General features: G+C 68.2%; 19 protein-coding genes and 1 riboswitch. Of the genes, 13 read left to right on the top strand and 6 right to left on the bottom strand.

Going from position 1 to position 19,123, the window contains the following annotated elements; translation table 11 throughout:
* The first annotated feature begins 69 nt into the window (after positions 1-69).
* Together ABH941_RS20860 and ABH941_RS20855 are read left to right on the top strand one after the other, a co-directional pair.
* The gene (locus ABH941_RS20860) at positions 70-1,650 is read left to right on the top strand and encodes a glycosyl hydrolase 53 family protein (RefSeq protein ID WP_370130929.1); all 1,581 of its coding nucleotides are present in this window, start codon (positions 70-72) and stop codon (positions 1,648-1,650) included.
* Positions 1,651-1,805: 155 nt separating this feature from the next.
* Positions 1,806-2,552 (top strand): IclR family transcriptional regulator, encoded by a 747-nt coding sequence (locus tag ABH941_RS20855; RefSeq protein WP_370130928.1) that lies wholly within the window; start codon positions 1,806-1,808, stop codon positions 2,550-2,552.
* A 63-nt stretch (positions 2,553-2,615) separates the two neighbouring features.
* On the opposite strand, the gene ABH941_RS20850 is transcribed toward ABH941_RS20855, so the two are convergent.
* Positions 2,616-3,281, bottom strand: coding sequence for a trimeric intracellular cation channel family protein (locus ABH941_RS20850; RefSeq protein ID WP_370130927.1), 666 nt, complete (start codon positions 3,279-3,281; stop codon positions 2,616-2,618).
* Positions 3,282-3,693: 412 nt separating this feature from the next.
* On the opposite strand from ABH941_RS20850, the gene ABH941_RS20845 reads away from it, so the two are divergent.
* From ABH941_RS20845 to ABH941_RS20825, 5 genes are all read left to right on the top strand, one after another.
* The gene (locus ABH941_RS20845; RefSeq protein ID WP_370130926.1) at positions 3,694-4,734 is read left to right on the top strand and encodes an ABC transporter permease; all 1,041 of its coding nucleotides are present in this window, start codon (positions 3,694-3,696) and stop codon (positions 4,732-4,734) included.
* Positions 4,735-4,812: 78 nt separating this feature from the next.
* Positions 4,813-6,489, top strand: a complete 1,677-nt coding sequence (locus ABH941_RS20840; protein WP_370130925.1) for an ABC transporter substrate-binding protein — start codon at positions 4,813-4,815, stop codon at positions 6,487-6,489.
* Positions 6,490-6,601: 112 nt separating this feature from the next.
* Complete coding sequence (locus ABH941_RS20835; protein WP_370130924.1) at positions 6,602-7,594, top strand: ABC transporter permease; 993 nt, start codon at positions 6,602-6,604, stop codon at positions 7,592-7,594.
* A gap of 20 nt (positions 7,595-7,614) precedes the next feature.
* Positions 7,615-8,685: an ABC transporter ATP-binding protein gene (locus ABH941_RS20830; protein WP_370130923.1), complete on the top strand. Its 1,071-nt coding sequence runs from the start codon at positions 7,615-7,617 to the stop codon at positions 8,683-8,685.
* A 26-nt stretch (positions 8,686-8,711) separates the two neighbouring features.
* Positions 8,712-9,779 (top strand): ABC transporter ATP-binding protein, encoded by a 1,068-nt coding sequence (locus ABH941_RS20825; protein WP_370130922.1) that lies wholly within the window; start codon positions 8,712-8,714, stop codon positions 9,777-9,779.
* A gap of 84 nt (positions 9,780-9,863) precedes the next feature.
* Here ABH941_RS20825 and ABH941_RS20820 read toward each other — a convergent pair whose 3' ends face one another.
* Both ABH941_RS20820 and ABH941_RS20815 read right to left on the bottom strand, forming a co-directional pair.
* Entirely contained in the window at positions 9,864-10,649 is a 786-nt protein-coding gene (locus ABH941_RS20820; protein ID WP_370130921.1) for an enhanced serine sensitivity protein SseB C-terminal domain-containing protein, read from the bottom strand.
* Positions 10,650-10,687: 38 nt separating this feature from the next.
* Positions 10,688-11,527: an enhanced serine sensitivity protein SseB C-terminal domain-containing protein gene (locus ABH941_RS20815; RefSeq protein WP_370130920.1), complete on the bottom strand. Its 840-nt coding sequence runs from the start codon at positions 11,525-11,527 to the stop codon at positions 10,688-10,690.
* 102 nt (positions 11,528-11,629) lie between these two features.
* Positions 11,630-11,733, top strand: a riboswitch (glycine riboswitch).
* Between the two features lie 172 nt (positions 11,734-11,905).
* Here ABH941_RS20815 and gcvT point away from each other — a divergent pair.
* The 6 genes from gcvT to ABH941_RS20785 all read left to right on the top strand — a co-directional run bounded on the left by gcvT (position 11,906) and on the right by ABH941_RS20785 (position 17,297).
* Positions 11,906-13,024, top strand: a complete 1,119-nt coding sequence (gene gcvT, locus ABH941_RS20810; protein WP_370130919.1) for a glycine cleavage system aminomethyltransferase GcvT — start codon at positions 11,906-11,908, stop codon at positions 13,022-13,024.
* Between the two features lie 68 nt (positions 13,025-13,092).
* On the top strand, positions 13,093-13,470 hold the full coding sequence (gcvH, locus tag ABH941_RS20805) for a glycine cleavage system protein GcvH (protein WP_134000655.1): 378 nt from the start codon (positions 13,093-13,095) through the stop codon (positions 13,468-13,470).
* A gap of 31 nt (positions 13,471-13,501) precedes the next feature.
* Positions 13,502-14,767, top strand: coding sequence for a serine hydroxymethyltransferase (gene glyA, locus ABH941_RS20800; protein ID WP_370130918.1), 1,266 nt, complete (start codon positions 13,502-13,504; stop codon positions 14,765-14,767).
* A 117-nt stretch (positions 14,768-14,884) separates the two neighbouring features.
* Positions 14,885-16,252, top strand: a complete 1,368-nt coding sequence (locus tag ABH941_RS20795; RefSeq protein ID WP_370130917.1) for an L-serine ammonia-lyase — start codon at positions 14,885-14,887, stop codon at positions 16,250-16,252.
* A gap of 327 nt (positions 16,253-16,579) precedes the next feature.
* Positions 16,580-16,849, top strand: a complete 270-nt coding sequence (locus ABH941_RS20790; RefSeq protein ID WP_370130916.1) for a type II toxin-antitoxin system Phd/YefM family antitoxin — start codon at positions 16,580-16,582, stop codon at positions 16,847-16,849.
* Positions 16,839-17,297, top strand: a complete 459-nt coding sequence (locus tag ABH941_RS20785; protein WP_370130915.1) for a type II toxin-antitoxin system VapC family toxin — start codon at positions 16,839-16,841, stop codon at positions 17,295-17,297. The genes ABH941_RS20790 and ABH941_RS20785 overlap by 11 nt, the downstream gene beginning before the upstream one ends.
* 171 nt (positions 17,298-17,468) lie before the next feature.
* On the opposite strand, the gene ABH941_RS20780 is transcribed toward ABH941_RS20785, so the two are convergent.
* From ABH941_RS20780 to ABH941_RS20770, 3 genes are all read right to left on the bottom strand, one after another.
* A complete protein-coding gene (locus ABH941_RS20780; RefSeq protein ID WP_370130914.1) occupies positions 17,469-17,840 on the bottom strand; it encodes a suppressor of fused domain protein in 372 nt (123 codons plus the stop codon).
* 53 nt (positions 17,841-17,893) lie between these two features.
* On the bottom strand, positions 17,894-18,208 hold the full coding sequence (locus tag ABH941_RS20775) for a hypothetical protein (RefSeq protein WP_370130913.1): 315 nt from the start codon (positions 18,206-18,208) through the stop codon (positions 17,894-17,896).
* A 241-nt stretch (positions 18,209-18,449) separates the two neighbouring features.
* A complete protein-coding gene (locus tag ABH941_RS20770) occupies positions 18,450-18,917 on the bottom strand; it encodes a hypothetical protein (protein ID WP_370130912.1) in 468 nt (155 codons plus the stop codon).
* Between the last annotated feature and the right edge of the window lie 206 nt (positions 18,918-19,123).

Raw genomic sequence — 19,123 nt, 5'->3', positions numbered from 1 at the left:
CACGTTCCCACCCCCGCACCTCCCCGCAGTGCCCCCCACCCCATCTCATCGTCAGAGAGGACGATGTCGATGTCCCACCTGCTCCCGCGCTTCACCAGAGCGCTCGCGGTGACCGCCCTCCTCGCGTTCACCCTGCTGGTCGGAGCCCCCGCCACCATCGCCAGTGCCGCGAGCACCGTCACCAACGGCGGCTTTGAGACCGACGCCAAGGGGACCGCCACCCCCACCGGCTGGACCACCTACTCGGCCAACGGCACCGGCTCCGCCGCGTACACCGAGTCGGGCGGCCACAGCGGCAGCTACCGGCTCACCCACTACTCCGCCAGCGCCTACTCGGTGAACACCTATCAGTACCTGAGCGGGCTCACCAACGGGAACTACACGCTCACCGCCTGGGTGCGCTCCGGCGGCGGCCAGAACTCGGTCTACGTCGGGCTCACCAACTGCGGCGGCACCGACAAGAAGACCTACGTCCCCACCATGGCCGACGGCAACTGGGTCCGGATCGTGGTCGCCACCACGGTCAGCAACAACCAGTGCACCATCAACCTGGTCTCCGACGCCAAGGCCGGGAACTGGGCCAACTTCGACGACATCAGCTTCACCTCCGGCTACGCCTCGCTGGCGGTCCGCGGCGGTGACGTCTCCAGCCTGCAGCGCGGCGAGAACCTCGGCGGCGTCTACTACAACAGCTCGGGCACCCAGCAGGACGCGCTCACCATCCTGGGCAACGCGGGGATGAACTACGCCCGGCTCCGGGTCTGGGTGAACCCGGCCGACGGCTTCGACAACGAGACCCAGCTGCTCGCCATGGCCAAGCAGGTCAAGGCCAAGGGCATGGGACTGCTGCTGGACCTGCACTACTCCGACACCTGGACCGACCCCGGCAAGCAGGCGATACCGGCGGCCTGGGCCGGGTACACGCTGGCCCAGCTGGAGACCGCGGTCTACAACTACTCCAAGCAGATCACCGCCGACCTGGTCGCCCAGGGCACCGCACCGGACATGGTGCAGACCGGCAACGAGATCAACGCCGGCATGCTCTGGACCTACGGGTCCACCTCCAACTGGAGCCAGTTCGCCGCCCTGCTCAAGTCCGGCATCAGCGGCGTCAAGGCCGCCGACTCCTCGGCGAAGATCATGCTGCACATCGCCAACGGCGCGGCCGACGCCACCGACAAGGCCTGGTACCAGAACGCGGTGAACTACGGCGTGCCCTTCGACCTCATCGGCCTCTCGTACTACGACTACTGGCACGGCCCGCTGGACCAGCTGCAGACCACCCTGGACGACCTCGCCGCGACCTTCGGCAAGCCGGTCCTGGTGGCCGAGACCGCCTACCCGTGGACCCTGGCCAACGGCGACTCCGAGACCAACTCGGTGACCGCGACCAACACCACCCTGGACGCCGGGTACGCGGCGACCCCGGCCGGGCAGGCGGCCAACTTCCGCGACGTCCTGTCGGTGGTCCAGGCCGTCCCCAACGGACTGGGCTGGGGCGCCTTCTACTGGGAGCCGACCTGGACCGTGGTCTCCGGCAACGGCTGGGACCCCACCAACGCGAGCTCCGGTGACGGCTGGGAGAACCAGGCCATGTTCGACTTCTCCGACAAGGCCATGACCGTGGTCAACGACTACGCCGCACGCTGACCCCGCCTCCTCTGCACGTCCCGTCCTGCCCCGTCCGGCAGCGGCCGCATCCCGGCCGCTGCCGGACACGTTGCGCCCAGTGCAACGGCTGCCTAGGATCCCTGCACACGCCCACGACAGGATCGCGGCGGGACATACGGGCGGGTAGGGCACTCATGACACAGACGGTGGACCGGGCGCTGGTCATCCTCGCCTCGCTTGCCGAGGGGCCGGCCTCGCTCGAACAGGCGGCGAACCGGATCGGGGTGCACAAGTCCACCGCGTTGCGGCTGCTGCGCACCCTGGAGGAGCACGGCTTCGTGCACCGCCAGCCCGACTACCGCTACCGCCTCGGCGGCAGGCTGTTCTCGCTGGCCCAGCTCGCTCTGGAGAGCATCGACGTCCGGGTCGTCGCCGCGCCCCATCTGGCGGCCCTCAACGAGCGGTGCGGGCACACCGTGCACCTCGCCGTCTACGAGGACGGCGAGGTGACCTATGTCGACAAGCTGGAGAGCCGCTACCCGGTCCGGATGTACTCCCGGATCGGCAAGCGGGCGCCGCTCACCGCCTCGGCCGTGGGCAAGGTGCTGCTCGCCGACCTGCCGGAGGCCCGGCGCCGCGAGGTGGCCGAGGCGCTGGAGTACCCCGCCTACACCGCCCGCTCGATCCGCTCGCCCGAGGCCCTGCTGGAGGAGCTGGCGCAGGTGCGGGAACAGGGCTGGTCGGTGGACCGCAGCGAGTACGAGGAGACCGTCAACTGCGTGGCGGTGCCGATCCGCGGCATCGACGGCCGGGTGATCGCCGCCTGCTCCATCTCCACCCCGACCGTGGTGGCCCCGATCGGCACGCTGCGCCGGCTGGTGCCCCAGCTCCTGGACACCGCCGAGGCGGTCTCGCTGGAGTACGGCGGCGGCCGCGTCTAGGGGTACCTGGGGGCGCGGGGAACTGCGCGACCAGCCACCTACGGTCCGCAGTCGAAAATCCCCTCACACGGCGTCGTCGCCTGCGCTGCCGCTCCCCCGGTGCCAGGCCCTGGGCGCGCGCCAGTCGTAGCGCAGCGCCAGCAGCCGCAGCACGAACGCGACCAGCGCCGCCAGGGTGCCGGTGACGCCGTCCAGCCGGCCGAGCGCGATCAGCACGGCGACGACGGTCGAGCCGACCAGCGCGGGCACCGCGTAGAGGGCCCGGTCCCAGCGCAGCAGCGAGGGCAGCTCATGGGCGAGCAGGTCGCGGGCCACGCTGCCGCCGACCGCGGTGGCCATGCCCAGCGCGATGTCGGCGACCGAACCCAGGCCGAAGTCATGGGCCTTGGCGGTCCCGGTCACGCAGAACAGTCCGAGCCCGGCCGCGTCCAGCACCTGGATGGTGCGGTTGATCCGCTGCACCTCCGGGTGCAGGAAGAAGACCACCAGCGCGGCTGCCAGCGGGGTGAAGAAGTACCCCATGTTCTGGAACGCGGCGGGCGGCACCGCGCCGATGATCAGATCCCGGAACACCCCGCCGCCCAGCGCGGTGACCTCGGCCAGCACGGCGATGCCGAAGATGTCAAGGTTCTTCCGGACCGCCAGCAGGCCGCCGGACAGGGCGAAGACGAAGATGCCGACCGTGTCGAGCACCTGCTGCACGCCCGGGGCGAAGATTTGCGAGGTCACAGCCTTAGTTCTACCGGCTCGGCGACGGCGGCCCGGAGAGCGCCACTCCCGTTGTGAATGGACTAATTCATTCCGACCCACGCGTATCAGTTCACACGGTGGAAACTTACGTCCGTCTCACATGGCAGACAGGATGGCAAAGAAAAGGCAAAATGCACCACTGGACGGGGTGTCTACCTAAATACCGAGAAAAGGGACATATAGCCACGTCCACCGGGCGGTCACAGAACCCCAACCGCCTACTATTCCTGGATATTTCGGACATTCGATCATTACGGCTGGATCTCGCATGATCTCATTCTGGTCTCAGGGAGGTTCCTGCCCTTGAGGAGCTAAAAACTACTTGCGTAGAGTCCCCTCACCGCGCAGCGCCGAGAAAAACTCTGACCCGAAAACTGGGGATGTCCGCACCATGACCATGCCACCCCATCCGACCGATGCCACCGACGAGGCCGCCCTCGTCGAGGAACGGTCGGAAGCAGCCGCCGACGGCAGTGCCATGGCCGCCGCCGCCATCACCGGGCGGTCCCCTGCCCAAGCCGCCTGGGCGCGCCTCAAGCGCGACAAGGTGAGCCTGATCGCGCTGACCGTCGCGGTGCTCTTCATCCTCGCCGCCGTCGGCGCGCCGCTGCTCAGCGCGCTGGGCGGCTGGGGACCGATCACCCCGGACAACAGCGCGATCAACCCGGACACCGGCAACTATCCGATCGGGTCCTTCGGCGGGATCAGCGCCAAGCACCTGCTGGGCGTCGAGCCCGGTACCGGCTACGACCTGTTCGCCCGCATCGTCTACGGGATGCGCACCTCGCTGATGGTGGGCTTCGTCTCGGCGGTGCTGTCCACGGTCGTGGGCGTGGTGGTCGGCCTGGCCGCAGGCTACTTCGGCGGCTGGATCGACGCCCTGCTCTCCCGGATCATGGACGTCGTGCTGGCATTCCCGCAGCTGCTGTTCATCATCGCGCTGACCCCGGTGATCCAGAACTCGCTGCAGACCGACACGCACGGCGGCACCAACGAGAACCTGCGCCTGCTCGTCCTGATCGTCAACATCTCGGCCTTCGCCTGGGCCTACACCGCCCGGCTGGTGCGCGGCCAGGTGCTGTCCCTGCGCGAGCGCGAGTTCGTCGACGCCGCCCGGATCATGGGCGCCGGCTGGCAGCACATCCTCTTCCGCCAGCTGCTGCCGAACATCTGGGCGCCGATCCTGATCTCCTTCGCCCTGGCGGTGCCGGCCAACATCACCACCGAGGCCGCCCTCTCCTACCTGGGCGTCGGCGTTGTGCCGCCGGCTCCGGACCTCGGATCGCTGCTCTCCGACTCGGCCCAGTGGTTCCTGCAGGACCCGACCTACCTCTTCATCCCCGGCGTCCTGCTGCTGATTCTCGTCCTCGCCCTCAACCTGCTCGGTGACGGCGTCCGGGACGCTCTCGACCCGCGCGCCAACCGCAGCTGACGCGGCACCCATGCTTCGGTCCCGGCCTGCCCCGTGGGGCTCGCCCGGAACGGATCTACTAAACAAGGAGCATTTCTGATGATGCGTAGGACGCGCTCAGTCGCCCTTCTGGCGTCTGCAACGGCCCTGGTCCTCGGCGTGACCGCCTGTGGCGGTTCCAGCAAGACCACCACCGGGTCCGGTTCCGGTTCCGCGACCCAGGGTGGCACTCTGACCATCCTCAACAAGGCCGACTACGACCACCTCGACCCGCAGCGGACCTACACCACTGAGGGTTCGAGCATGGACCTGGAGATCGTCCGCTCGCTCACCGCCTGGGACGAGTCCGGCAGCACCCCCAAGCTCGTCGGCGACCTGGCCACCGACACCGGTACGCCCAGCAACAACGCCAAGACCTGGACCTTCCACCTCAAGAAGGGGATCAAGTACCAGGACGGCGTCGAGGTCACCGCGCAGGACGTCAAGTACGGCGTGGAGCGTGCCTTCTCGGCCGACATCTCCGGCGGCCCGTCCTACGCGCAGACGCTGCTGGTCGGCGGCTCGGCCTACAAGGGCCCGTACACCGGCAAGTCGCTGGACTCGATCCAGACCCCGGACAACTACACCCTCGTCTTCAACCTGGTGCAGTCCTCCGCCGACTTCAACGAGACCACGGCGATGCCCGGCTGGTCCGCGGTTCCGAAGGCGCACGACACCGGCTCCACCTACGACACCGCTGTGTGGTCCGACGGGCCGTACCAGATCCAGTCGTACACCAAGAACAAGGAACTCGTTCTCACCAAGAACAAGTACTGGTCGCAGTCGACGGACCCGATCCGCCAGCAGAACGTCGACGAGATGGACGTGAAGTTCGGTCAGGACGAGGCCGCGATCGACCAGCAGCTCGTCTCGAACACCGGCACCGCCCAGACCTCGATCCAGCAGTGGCCGATCGCCGGCGCCGACCTGGCCTCGATCTCCAACAACAAGTCGCTGACCAGCCGCTACTACAAGATAGCGGCCCCCGGCATCAACTACCTGGCGCTCAACACCACCAGGATCACCGACCTCAAGGTCCGCCAGGCGATCGAGTACGCGATCGACAAGACCACCGTCCGCGGCGCCTTCGGCGGCTCGGCCTACGGCGACTACGCCACCACCATGCTGAACCCGGGCATGGACGGCTACCAGCAGTTCAACCTGTACGCCACGGACCCGACCGGCGACCTGACCAAGGCCACCGCGCTGATGACGCAGGCCGGCAACCCGAAGCTGACGCTGTCCCTCGCGGTGGAGAACACCACCACGCAGACGCACTTCGCGGACGCGGTGAAGGCCTCGCTGGCGAAGATCGGCATCACGGTCAACATCACCCCGATCGACGCGGCGAACTACTTCTCCACCACGTCCAACACCAAGAACCAGTACGACATGACCTGGCAGGACTGGATCGCGGACTGGCCGAGCGCCTCCACCGTGCTGCCGACCCTGTTCGACGGCAAGCAGATCACCGCTTCGCCGCAGTCCAACTGGGACGCCTCGTACCTGAACGTCGCGGCGATCAACACGGGCCTCGAGGACGCCACCAAGAACCCCGACCTGACGGCGCGCAACGCCGCCTGGGGCGCCTTGGACAAGCAGATCCTCGGACAGGCGGCCGTCGTGCCGCTGATGTACATGAACTTCTCCGAGCTCTCCGGCTCCAAGGTCGGTGGCGTGATCAACGACACCGTTCTGGCCGAGCCCAGCCTGGTGCACGTGTACGTCAAGAAGTAGTCCCAACCCTGTTCCACCGCCCGGTCGGCGGCCCCCGCCGCCGACCGGGCACTCCCCGCCGGCCCCAAGCACAAGGGAGGCGGCCCCGGTCCATGCCGGAGCCCAGCACCGCATGCTTCGTTACCTGATTCGACGTCTGCTCGCGGCAGTCGTCATCCTGCTGGTGATCAGTGTGATCACCTTCTTCATCTTCTTCGCGCTCCCGTCCAACCCCTCCCTGCTGGCCTGCGGCAAGACCTGCTCACCCTCGCGTCTGCTCGAGATCAAGCACTCACTCGGTCTGGACCAGAGCATCTACACCCAGTACTGGGAGTTCTTCAAGGGCCTCTTCGTCGGCCGTGACTACGGCGACGCCAGTCTGATCGTCCACTGCCACGCCCCCTGCCTGGGCATCTCCTTCCAGACCGACACCCCGGTGCTGGACACCCTGCTGCAGGACTTCCCGGTGGACCTCTCGCTGGCTCTCGGCGCGGCCGTGGTCTTCCTGATCCTCGGTGTCGGCCTCGGCGTCCTCGCCGCGGTGCGCAAGGGCAAGGCAGCCGACAAGATCGCCGTCGGTGCCGCGCTGGTCGGCGTCTCGCTGCAGATCTACTTCGTCGGCCTGCTGCTGATGTACGTCTTCGTGGACAAGTTCGCCATCCTGCCGACGCCCAACTACACGCCGATCACCCAGGATCCGGTCGCCTGGTTCGAGGGGCTGATCCTGCCCTGGGGCACCCTGGTCATCCTCTTCCTCGCGCTGTACACCCGGCTCAGCCGTTCCTCGATGCTCGAGGTGATGGGCGAGGACTACATCCGGACCGCGCGGGCCAAGGGGCTGTCGTCCCGGACCGTGATCCTCAAGCACGGACTGCGGGCCGCGATCACCCCGATCGTCACCATCTTCGGCATGGACCTCGGCTCGCTGATCGGCGGTTCCGCGGTCATCACCGAGTCGGTGTTCGGCATCAACGGCATCGGCAAGCTCGCCGTCGACTCCGTCACCAACTCCGACCTTCCGGTGATCCTGGGCACCACGCTCTTCGCCGCGACCTTCATCGTCCTCGCCAACGTGGTGGTCGACATGGTGTACGGCATCATCGACCCCCGCGTACGCCTCGCCTGACCCGCCCAAGGAAGCTCCCCGTGGCCATCGAAATCTCGCCGCAGTCCGTGGACGTGGCACCTCCTTCCTCCTTCCTCGAGGTCCGGGACCTGCGCGTGCACTTCCCGACCGACGACGGACTCGTCAAGTCCGTCGACGGAGTGTCGTTCGCGCTCCAGAAGGGCCAGACCCTCGGCATTGTCGGCGAGTCCGGCTCCGGAAAGTCCGTCACCTCCGCCGCCCTGCTCGGCCTGCACAAGGGCAGCCGTGCCCGGGTCTCCGGCGAGGTGTGGCTGGACGGTGACGAGCTGGTCAGCATGTCGGAGCAGGACATGCGGTCGCTGCGAGGCAACAAGGTCTCCATGATCTTCCAGGACCCGCTGTCCGCGCTGCATCCGTTCTTCACCATCGGCGCCCAGATCTCCGAGGCCTACCGGGTGCACCACAAGGTGTCCAAGGCCGAGGCCAGGGAGCGCTCCGTGGAGATGCTCAAGCGCGTCGGCATCCCCCAGCCGGAGCGCCGGGTCAAGGACTACCCGCACCAGTTCTCCGGCGGTATGCGCCAGCGCGCCATGATCGCGATGTCGCTGGTCTGCAACCCCGAGCTGCTGATCGCCGACGAGCCGACCACCGCGCTGGACGTGACCGTCCAGGCCCAGATCCTGGACCTGATCCGGGACCTGCAGGAGGAGTACGGCTCCGCGGTCATCATCATCACCCACGACCTGGGTGTGGTCGCCGAGATCGCCGACGACATCCTGGTGATGTACGGCGGGCGGCGCATCGAGTACGGCAGCGTCCGCGACGTGCTGAAGACGCCGGAACACCCCTACGCCTGGGGCCTGCTGCAGTCGATGCCGCACCTCGGCGGGGACGTGAACGTGCGGCTCAACCCGATCCAGGGCACGCCGCCCAGCCTGATCAACCTGCCGACCGGCTGCGCCTTCCACCCGCGCTGCGCGTTCAAGGACCAGGTGCCGGACGACCGTTGCTCCACCGAGCGGCCCGAACTCCTCCCGGTTCCCGGAACCGACAAGCACATCGCGGCCTGCCATCTGACCGCTGAGAACAAGATCGAGATCCGCAGCGCAGCCGATCGGCTCGCGAAGTGACAGCGGCGGACGAACAGGAGTTTGGCGTGAGCACCACCGAGACCGTACCCGCTCCTCGTGAGGAATCCGCGGTGCCGCCGACCGGCGGTGAGGAGCTGCTGCGGGTCGAGGGCCTGCAGATGCACTTCCCGATCCGGCAGGGCATCGTCTTCCAGCGCCAGATCGGCGCGGTCCGCGCGGTCGACGGCATCGACCTCTCGGTCAAGGCCGGCGAGTCGCTGGGCTTGGTCGGCGAGTCCGGCTGCGGCAAGTCGACCACCGGACGGCTGGTCACCCGGCTGCTGGAGCCGACCGCGGGCAGCATCGTCTTCGACGGCGAGGACATCACCCACCGGCGGGTCTCCACCATGCGTGAGGCCCGGCAGAACCTGCAGATGATCTTCCAGGACCCGTACTCCTCGCTGAACCCGAGGCACACGGTCGGGACGATCGTCGAGACCCCGATGAAGCTCAACGGCATCAACCCGCCGCAGGGGCACAAGAAGCGGGCCCAGGAGCTGCTGGAGATCGTCGGCCTCAACCCGGAGCACTACAACCGCTACCCCAACGAGTTCTCCGGCGGCCAGCGGCAGCGCATCGGCATCGCCCGCGCGCTCGCCCTCAAGCCCAAGATGATCGTCGCGGACGAGCCGGTCTCGGCGCTGGACGTGTCGATCCAGGCGCAGGTGGTGAACCTGCTGCAGGATCTGCAGCGGGAGTTCAACCTCTCCTTCCTCTTCATCGCCCACGACCTGGCGGTGGTCCGCCACTTCTCCGAGCGGGTCGCGGTGATGTACCTGGGGAAGATCGTCGAGATCGCCGACCGGGAGACGCTCTACATGCGTCCCCAGCACCCCTACACGCACGCGCTGCTGTCGGCCGTCCCCGAGGCGGACCCGGACAGCGACCAGCGCCGCGAGCGGATCCGGCTGACCGGCGACGTGCCCAGCCCGATCAACCCGCCCTCCGGCTGCCGCTTCCGCACCCGCTGCTGGAAGGCCCAGGACATCTGCGCCTCGCAGGAGCCGCCGCTGGTGCAGCTGATCGGATCGGCCGACGGCCACCAGGCCGCCTGCCACTTCCCCGAGGTCAAGCAGGTCGTCGCGCCGGAGTGACCCTGGCCGGCCGGCTGACGACGAAGGGGGCGCATCCCTCAGACGATGCGCCCCCTTTGTGCTGTCCGCTTGTGCTGCCCGCAGCTACCGCGGGTAGTACGGGTATCCGTACCCGCCGCCACTCGCCGTGCGGTCGAAGAACGGCGCTGCGCGTGCCTGCAGCCACATCGCCACCGGGTCGTAGGGGTCGGACATCGCGACCGTCGACACCGCGACCCCGGCCGGGGCGCCGGGCAGGGCGTGCTGCATCATCAGCCGCACCGACTCGACCGCCTGCGGACCCGAGTCGAACAGGTCGAGTCCGATCACCAGATAGGGCTCGCCCCAGGCCGGGCGGACCCAGGCCCGCCGCAGCGAGCGCACCGCCGGGGTGCCCTGGGCGGCCTGGTTGAGCAGGGCGTAGAACCGGTCCGCGGCGAGCTGAGGGTTCTCCGCCTGCGGATCTCCGATCGCCAGCGGTCCGGCCGGCAGCCGGTCCAGACCGCCGGCGATCCGGCGCAGGTCGGCCCAGGGCAGCCCGACCCCGCCACCGGGCTGGTGCGGGTTCAGCCACAGCCCCCAGCGCTCGCGGTAGAGCGCGGCCGCGATGTCACGGCCGGCGCTGACCTGCCAGGCGCGGCTCCAGCCGCTGGCGGCGAGCTGCTCGGGTGAGGTCACGCAGGGGGCGTAGCCGAAGCCGCCGACCTCCATGTTGCCGTACTGGGCGTCGGGCCGGCCGGCCTCACCGTGCCACAGCAGCATCCACACCTGGCTCTCGCCGACGGCGCGCAGCAGTGCCTCGTAGGCGTCGTAACGCCCCGGGGACACCTCCCGCAGCGCCTGTTCGACGGCGCTCCCGCCCCCTGGCTCCACCACGACGTTCTCTCCCATGTTCCGCTTGTCCGCGCTGCCCGGCCCGAACGATCAGCCTAGTGCTCCGAGGGGTGCCGTTCGAAGAACGGTGCGACAGATGTGAGCATCCAGTCGCCGAGCGGGTCCTGCGCCAGGTCCAGCATCACCACCCCGAGCTCCCAGGGCAGCGCGACGCGGCCGAGGGCGAGGCCGAGGGCGAGGGTCACCGCCTCCTGGTCCTCCGGCTGCCAGCGGTCCAGCTCCACCCCGACGAACAGCTTCTCCCGGTCGGCCTCGACCTGGGCCAGCGCCCGACGGGCCGTCAGCACGACCGGGACGCGGGCGAGTTCGTCCACCGCAGCGGCGAGGAACTCGAACGGCTCCTCGTACGGGGCCGGGTGCCGCAGCCCGACCCGGGCGCCCCGCTCCTCGGCCGGTCCCTCCGCGCCGGCCGCGCGCCCGCACAGCTCGGCGACGCCGGCCGCCGGGACCGGCAGTCCGATCGCGCCCTCCGGGTTGACCACGATGCCGACGCCCAGCGGCATCCCCTGGGCCAGCTCGCGCACCGGGGCGACGGTGAAGGACATCGGCCCGGCGACCCGGCGGAACTGCTCCTCCGAGCTGAACACCGGGACGAAGGGCTGCCCCGCCAGCTCGGTGGTGGGCAGCTCCAGCGTCCCGGCGTCGTAGCCGCCGCCACCGGGCAGCGGCACCCAGACCACGCTGCGGCGCAACACCTCCACCACCCGGGGGGTCGCGCCTGGGTCGCCGACGGCGGCGGACAGCACCCGCTCCAGGTCGTTCGCGGGCCACCCCGGCTGCGAGCCGTCCGACGGCGACCCGTCCGACTGCGGGCCTCCCGACTGCGAGCCTCCCGAATAGGGGCCGTCCGGCTGCGGGGGGATGACCGGGTGCATCTGCGGGTACCGCCGTTCTCCGTCACACTGTCGCCTGCCCGACACAGTATCGGGCCAGGACGTGCCATGATGAGCGCGTCCAACAACTCCACACCGGCCGTTCGAACCCGCGCGGGAGAGCCAGGCAGCACCTCAGGGTGCGCAGCCGGCGCCGAAGGAGCAAGCCCTCCCCGGAATCTCTCAGGCACCCATACCGCACGGGCTAGGCACATCTGGAAAGCGGTCGACCAGGTTTCACAACCAGGTCCGGCCCACCAACGGTGCAAGCCGCTGTCCCCTCCCTGCCAGGGCGGGCGTCGCGGTGAAGCTCTCAGGTCGCAGCGACAGAGGGGGAGCCCCTGCCGCAGCATGTCCTTGAGAGCCAACAGGAGAGTGCCCATGACCCTGCGATACACCGCGCTGGACTCGGTCCACCGCGCCCTCGGCGCCACCATGACCGACTTCGCCGGCTGGGACATGCCGCTGCGCTACGGCAGCGAGCGCGAGGAACACAACGCCGTCCGCACCAGGGCCGGCCTGTTCGATCTCTCCCATATGGGTGAGATCACCGTGACCGGCCCGCAGGCCGGCGAGCTGCTGGACCACGCGCTGGTCGGCTTCGTCTCGGCGCTGGCCGTGAACAAGGCCCGCTACACCATGATCTGCGCGGCCGACGGCGGCATCCTGGACGACCTGATCGTCTACCGCACCGGCGAGGCGAAGTTCCTGGTCGTCGCCAACGCCTCCAACGCCCAGTTGGTGCTGGACGAGCTGACTGCCCGTGCCGAGGGCTTCGACGCCGCGGTGCGCGACGACCGCGACGCCTACGCGCTGATCGCGGTCCAGGGCCCGGAGGCGACCGCGATCCTGGCGCCGCTGACCGACGCCGACCTGCCCGGGCTGAAGTACTACACGTCGTTGCCGGCCACCGTCGCGGGCCGCCCCGCGCTGCTGGCCCGCACCGGCTACACCGGTGAGGACGGCTTCGAGCTGTTCGTGGCCCCCGGCGACGCCGAGCCGCTGTGGCACGCGCTGTCCGAGGCGGGCGCGGCCAGGGGCCTGGTCCCCTGCGGCCTGTCCTGCCGGGACACCCTGCGCCTGGAGGCGGGCATGCCGCTGTACGGGCACGAGCTCAGCACCGAGCTGACGCCGTTCGACGCCGGCCTGGGCCGGGTCGTCCGCTTCGACAAGACCACCAACGGCGGCGCCTTCATCGGCCGCGAGGCGCTGGAGAAGGCCGCAGAGCTGGCCGCCAGCCATCCGCCGCGGGTCCGGGTCGGGCTGGTCTCGCCCGGCCGCCGGGTGCCCCGGGCCGGGATGCCGGTGGTGGCGGCGGACGGCGCGGTGATCGGCGCCATCACCTCCGGCGCCCCCTCCCCCACCCTGGGCAAGCCGATCGCCATGGCGTACGTGGACGCCGCGCACGCCGCCCCCGGGACCGCCGTGGCCGTCGACGTCCGCGGCACGCACGAGCCGGTCGAGGTCGTCGCGCTGCCGTTCTACACGCGCTCCCGCTAGGCAGCACCGCTGTCTCCCTGTATGGACCCGTTTCGCCCTCCCCTTCCTCATCCTGGAGAATCGCAGTCATGAGCAACCCCCAGCACCTCACCTACAGCAAGGAACACGAGTGGCTGACGGCCGTCGAGGACGGCGTGGCCACCGTGGGAATCACCGCGTTCGCCGCCGACGCGCTCGGTGACGTCGTCTACGTCCAGCTCCCCGAGGTCGGCCAGACCGTCACCGCGGGCGAGACCTGCGGCGAGCTGGAGTCGACCAAGTCGGTCAGCGACCTCTACTCCCCCGCCACCGGCGAGGTCGTCGAGGCCAACCAGGCCGTGGTGGACGACCCCGCGCTGGTCAACTCCGCTCCCTTCGCCGAGGGCTGGCTGTTCAAGATCCGGCTCGACGGCACCCCCGAGGGCCTGCTGACCGCCGACGAGTACTCCGCCCACACCGGCGCCTAACCGGCCTAGTCCTTTAGGGATGAACGAAGACATGACGGTTCTGAACCAGTCCCTGCACTCCCTCGACCCCGAGGTCGCGGCGGCCGTGGACGCCGAGCTGCACCGCCAGCAGTCCACCCTGGAGATGATCGCCTCCGAGAACTTCGCCCCGGTGGCGGTGCTGGAGGCGCAGGGGTCCGTACTCACCAACAAGTACGCCGAGGGCTACCCCGGCCGCCGCTACTACGGCGGCTGCGAGCACGTCGACGTCGTCGAGCAGCTGGCGATCGACCGGGTCAAGGCGCTGTTCGGTGCGGAGCACGCCAACGTCCAGCCGCACTCGGGCGCCTCGGCCAACGCGGCGGCGATGTTCGCGCTGCTCAAGCCGGGTGACACCATCCTGGGTCTGGACCTGGCCCACGGTGGGCACCTGACCCACGGCATGAAGATCAACTTCTCCGGCAAGCTCTACAACGTGGCCGCGTACCACGTGGACGCCGAGACCAACCTGGTGGACATGGAGGAGGTCGAGCGCCTCGCCAAGGAGCACCAGCCGCAGCTGATCATCGCGGGCTGGTCCGCCTACCCGCGCCAGCTGGACTTCGCCGAGTTCCGCCGGATCGCCGACTCGGTGGGCGCGCTGCTGATGGTGGACATGGCGCACTTCGCCGGCCTGGTCGCGGCGGGGCTGCACCCCTCCCCCGTGCCCTACGCCGACGTGGTCACCACCACCACCCACAAGACCCTCGGCGGCCCGCGCGGCGGCGTGATCCTCTGCAAGGCCGAGTACGCCAAGAAGATCAACTCTGCGGTCTTCCCCGGCCAGCAGGGCGGTCCGCTGGAGCATGTCATCGCGGCCAAGGCGGTCTCCTTCAAGGTCGCCGCCACGGACGAGTTCAAGGACCGGCAGAAGCGCACCCTCGAAGGCGCGAAGATCCTCGCCGAGCGGCTCACCCGGCCGGACGCCGCCGAGGCCGGCGTGTCCGTGCTCTCCGGCGGCACCGACGTCCACCTGGTCCTGGTGGACCTGCGGAAGTCCGAGCTGGACGGCCAGCAGGCCGAGGACCGGCTGCACGCGGTCGGCATCACCGTCAACCGCAACGCCGTGCCCTTCGACCCGCGTCCGCCGATGGTCACCTCGGGCCTGCGGATCGGCGCGCCGGCGCTGGCCACCCGCGGGTTCGCTGCCGCGGACTTCGCGGAGGTCGGGGACGTCATCGCGGAGGCGCTGAAGCCGTCCTTCGAGGAGAAGCGTGAAGCGCTGGCGCAGCGGGTTGCTGCGTTGGCGGCGAAGTATCCGCTGTACCCGGACCTGTAGGTCCCACCCGGGGCGCGGGGTGCTGTCACCGGAGCCTGCTACGTAGGTAGTGGGTCTCTCGCGCAGTTCCTCGCGCCCCTGGGGGGTTGCAACTTCTTCTCTCAGTAAGGGTTCACCGTGGCCATCAGCGTGTTCGACCTCTTCTCCATCGGTATCGGGCCGTCCAGCTCGCACACCGTCGGACCGATGCGCGCGGCCCGGATGTTCGCCCGGCGGCTGAAGTCGGAGGGCCTGCTGGCACAGACCGGCTCGGTCCGGGCCGAGCTCTTCGGCTCGCTGGGCGCGACCGGGCACGGACACGGCACCCCCAAGGCCGTCCTGCTGGGTCTGGAGGGGAACTCCCCGCGCACCGTGGACATCGCCAAGGCGGACCTGGACGTGGAGCGGATCAAGGCGGAGCGGAAGCTGCGGCTGCTGGGCCTGCACGAGATCGCCTTCGACGCCGACACCCAGCTGGTGCTGCACCGCCGCAGGTCACTGCCGTACCACGCCAACGGGATGACGTTGTGCGCCTATGACGCAGCCGGGGCGCCGCTGCTGGAGAAGACCTACTACTCGGTCGGCGGCGGCTTCGTGGTGGACGAGGACGCCATCGGCGCGGACCGGGTCAAGCCCGACGACACCGTGCTGCGCTACCCCTTCCGCACCGGCGCCGACCTGCTGCGCTGGAGCAACGAGACCGGGCTCTCGGTCTCCGCGCTGATGCTGGAGAACGAGAAGGCCTGGCGGTCGGAGGAGGACATCCGGACGGGTCTGCTGGAGATCTGGCGGGTCATGCAGGAGTGCGTCCGCAGCGGCATGAACCACGAGGGCATCCTGCCCGGCGGCCTCAAGGTCCGACGCCGGGCCGCACCGGCGGCGCGGGCCCTGCGGGTCGAGGGCATCGGCCCGGCCAACGCCATGGAGTGGGTCACCCTCTACGCGATGGCCGTGAACGAGGAGAACGCCTCCGGCGGCCGGGTGGTCACCGCCCCGACCAACGGCGCGGCCGGCATCATCCCGGCCGTCCTGCACTACTACCTGAACTTCATCCCGGGCGCCGACGACGACGGCATCATCCGCTTCATGCTGACGGCCGGCGCCATCGGGATGCTCTTCAAGGAGAACGCCTCCATCTCCGGCGCCGAGGTCGGCTGCCAGGGAGAGGTCGGCTCCGCCTGCTCGATGGCCGCGGGCGGCCTCGCCGAGGTGCTGGGCGGCACCCCCGAGCAGGTCGAGAACGCCGCCGAGATCGGCATCGAGCACAACCTCGGCCTCACCTGCGACCCGGTCGGCGGCCTGGTGCAGATCCCCTGCATCGAACGCAACGGCATGGCCGCGGTCAAGGCCGTCACCGCCGCCCGCATGGCCCTCCGCGGCGACGGCCGCCACCACGTCTCCCTGGACAAGGCCATCAAGACCATGAAGGAGACCGGCGCCGACATGAAGGTCAAGTACAAGGAGACCTCCCGCGGCGGCCTCGCGGTCAACGTCGTCGAGTGCTGAGGAAACACATCCTGATCTGCGGCTTCGCATCTCTCAGGGCTGTCAGGGCCTTCCCTGCTTGCACGACGGAGAGTCCCTGAATAGTCCCTGGCGAAGCAGGGGTCGCACACCCGCTGACCTGGGCCTGTCGCGTGTCCTCCGCCGCCCGAGCGTTGCCCCGGATCCCCTGAATAGCGCCCGCCGCTCCCTCGGCGGCGAAGCCTTCGACAGAAGTGCCAATCCCCTGCGGGACCTGTCCGCGGAGCTGGATGAGGCGTTATGCAGCTCCGGTGCGCATAAGGCGTGCCACCCTGCAGCACTGGGTGGCACAGGCACTAGCATGGTGGCATGACAGTGCAGCCTGAGATCACCCAGCGGGACCTGCGCAGCAGGTCAAGAGAGATCATGGATGCCGTCGAGGCCGGCCAGTCGTTCACCGTCACCCGTGACGGCCACCGGATCGGCGAGCTGATCCCGTTGAAGCGCCGTAGGCGCTTCGTTCCCCGAGCGGAGTTCGCCGCGATGTCGCGGAGCGCACCCGACATCTCCCTGGATGCCTTCCGGGCGGATCAGGACGCCACGGCTGCACAGGAGACGGACGATCCCTATGTCCGTTGAGCATGAGCGGGGTCTGCTCGACACCAACATCATGATCCTGCGTCGATGGGTGGATGCTGCCGAGTTGCCGGTTGAGATGGCCATCAGCGCAATCACGCTGGCAGAGCTTTCCGCCGGACCGCACGAGGTCCGGCGGAACGAGGAGCAGGGCGACTACGACGAATACGCGGAGCGGGCCCGCCGACTCGACGTCCTTCAGCGTGCCGAGAACGAGTTCGATCCCATCCCCTTCGACACCGAGGCCGCACGTATCTATGGCCGGATTTGTGCCGCCGTGATCGGCGCAGGGCGGAAACCAAGAAGGCGCGTGGCCGACCTGATGATCGCCTCTATCGCCATCGCCGAGGACCTCCCTCTGTTCACCACCAACCCCGACGATTTCAAAGGCCTGGAGAACCTTCTGACCGTCGTACCGGTCACTCGCCCCACAGTTCCGCACGATCGCTGACCGAGCACTGGTCAAAAAGAACCGGCGCCGAAAAGGCAGCAAAGCACCTGGTCAAAACGTTGATCATATGCCGTCTCCATGCAGGTCAAGTAAAAGGAGACCTCCCGCGGCGGCCTCGCGGTCAACGTCATCGAGTGCTGACGACTCCCGAGAGTTCGGCCTGGAGCGACATCACGCCAACTGCGTCACAGGCGGGGCAAGAACGTCTCGCCGGTCAAGCAGATCCTTGAAAAACAGCTCCGGCCGAACGACCAGGACTTGTTCGCGCTCGGCCTCGCTGACCGGAATGACGTTCAGGATACGAACCGAACCGGCACTGGTCTCGATCGGTCCCAACTGACCCCGGAACCACAGCCCCGCGAGGAACGCCCGCCGGCACCCTGGGAAAGTGGGTACGTCGGATGAGAACAAGACCAGCTCACCCCAGCCAAAGGTTCGGCCGACCGTCCATGGATACGACGTCAGGTTCGCCAGGGCATGGCGATCTGCCCGCGCTCTCGCTCCCCCAGCGCTCCTCGCCGGCGCAGCCGCAACTCCGCTCACCCGCCCGCGCCCAAAGCCTCAACGCGCTCGCGGAGTTCCGCGATCAGCTCCGCTCATTCTACGGTCCAGTTCTCACCCAAACCGCCGGCGAAGCCACCAAGGAAATCGGCTGCAGCTTGGACTGCCTCCTTCGCAGTCACCAAGTGCGATCGCGGAAAGTATCCCAACTGACCGCCACAAACAAGCCAAATTTCCAGCCCGCCCTCAGCGGGATCCTTCAAATGAAGGATCCCACCGTCCTCCAGCCCTCCCGTTACCAAGAACAAGTCAGGGCCACCGGAGATCGTCAGGTATCGAAATGGCGCATCATCAGCAATGGAGATTTCTGTCCACCGCCTCCCATCGAGGCGCGCCAGCGCTTCAGTCACGCTAGCCAAGCTTGGGGCATCAGAGCTCCAGTCGGCAGACCTGGAGCCCATCCTGTCATCTCCTGCAAGCGTAACTACTGCCACTCCTACAACAACGCCTTTGGAATTGACGGCCTCCGCACAGCATTGATGATAAATATTCCTGACGGCGCATGGACGAGCAGCTCGTCAATCCCGAGCCCGCGCATCAGTGACCCGCACCAACCACCATTGAGCCCCACGCTTCCCATATTTCTCCCCATCATCTCAAAAGAGCGTCTGCAATGTGCGACTTTTGGAAGGAGATCGCTTCAACGCACCTTACATTCGCCAGCTCTGCCTCCAGGCTCCCAACAGATCCTTCCTCTTCAAACCTTTCCCGCACCGCCTCATAGCAGAAGCGCAGGACACCATAGAGCACTTCCCCCGAGAGCCCCTCTGGCGCATCTGCACATGCAAGGATTGCCGACATCACATGTGTGGTTCCTGGCTCATCAGCTTGATCGTCCACATCATTCCACGCGTCAAGCATTTCCTCAGAGAGCGTCAGTTCATCAGCGTCCAAGCGAACTGCCTCGCGGGCAACTCGCATTCCCTCATTGATGCAGTCCTTGACCACCCCAGATTCCAACTGGCCCATCTCATCCAGGGTCCAATCCATCACAGATACAGCAAGTACAAGCCTTTTTGAGGGCGAAATACTCTGCAGCTGATCACGGTACTGCTGCATCTCACGGCTTCATAGATACATGTCTCACCCATAAAGTGTCCGCCATGTCTCATGAATGGCGTTCGCGTCCGCCTGCAGTTCCGCGTCAGCTTTGCAGTTGTGGACGAGAACGGGGGTCGCTCCAGCCTCCACATAGTACGTGTGGATGCCGGCGGCGAGGAGGTCGTAGGTGGCGAATGCGTCCTCGCGGCAGGGCAGATGAAGGA

Source organism: Streptacidiphilus sp. EB103A (assembly GCF_041261405.1).
Classification (GTDB): domain Bacteria; phylum Actinomycetota; class Actinomycetes; order Streptomycetales; family Streptomycetaceae; genus Streptacidiphilus.
The sequence above is the reverse complement of the archived record's forward strand: the minus strand, read 5'-3'. Positions and strand labels throughout refer to the sequence as shown.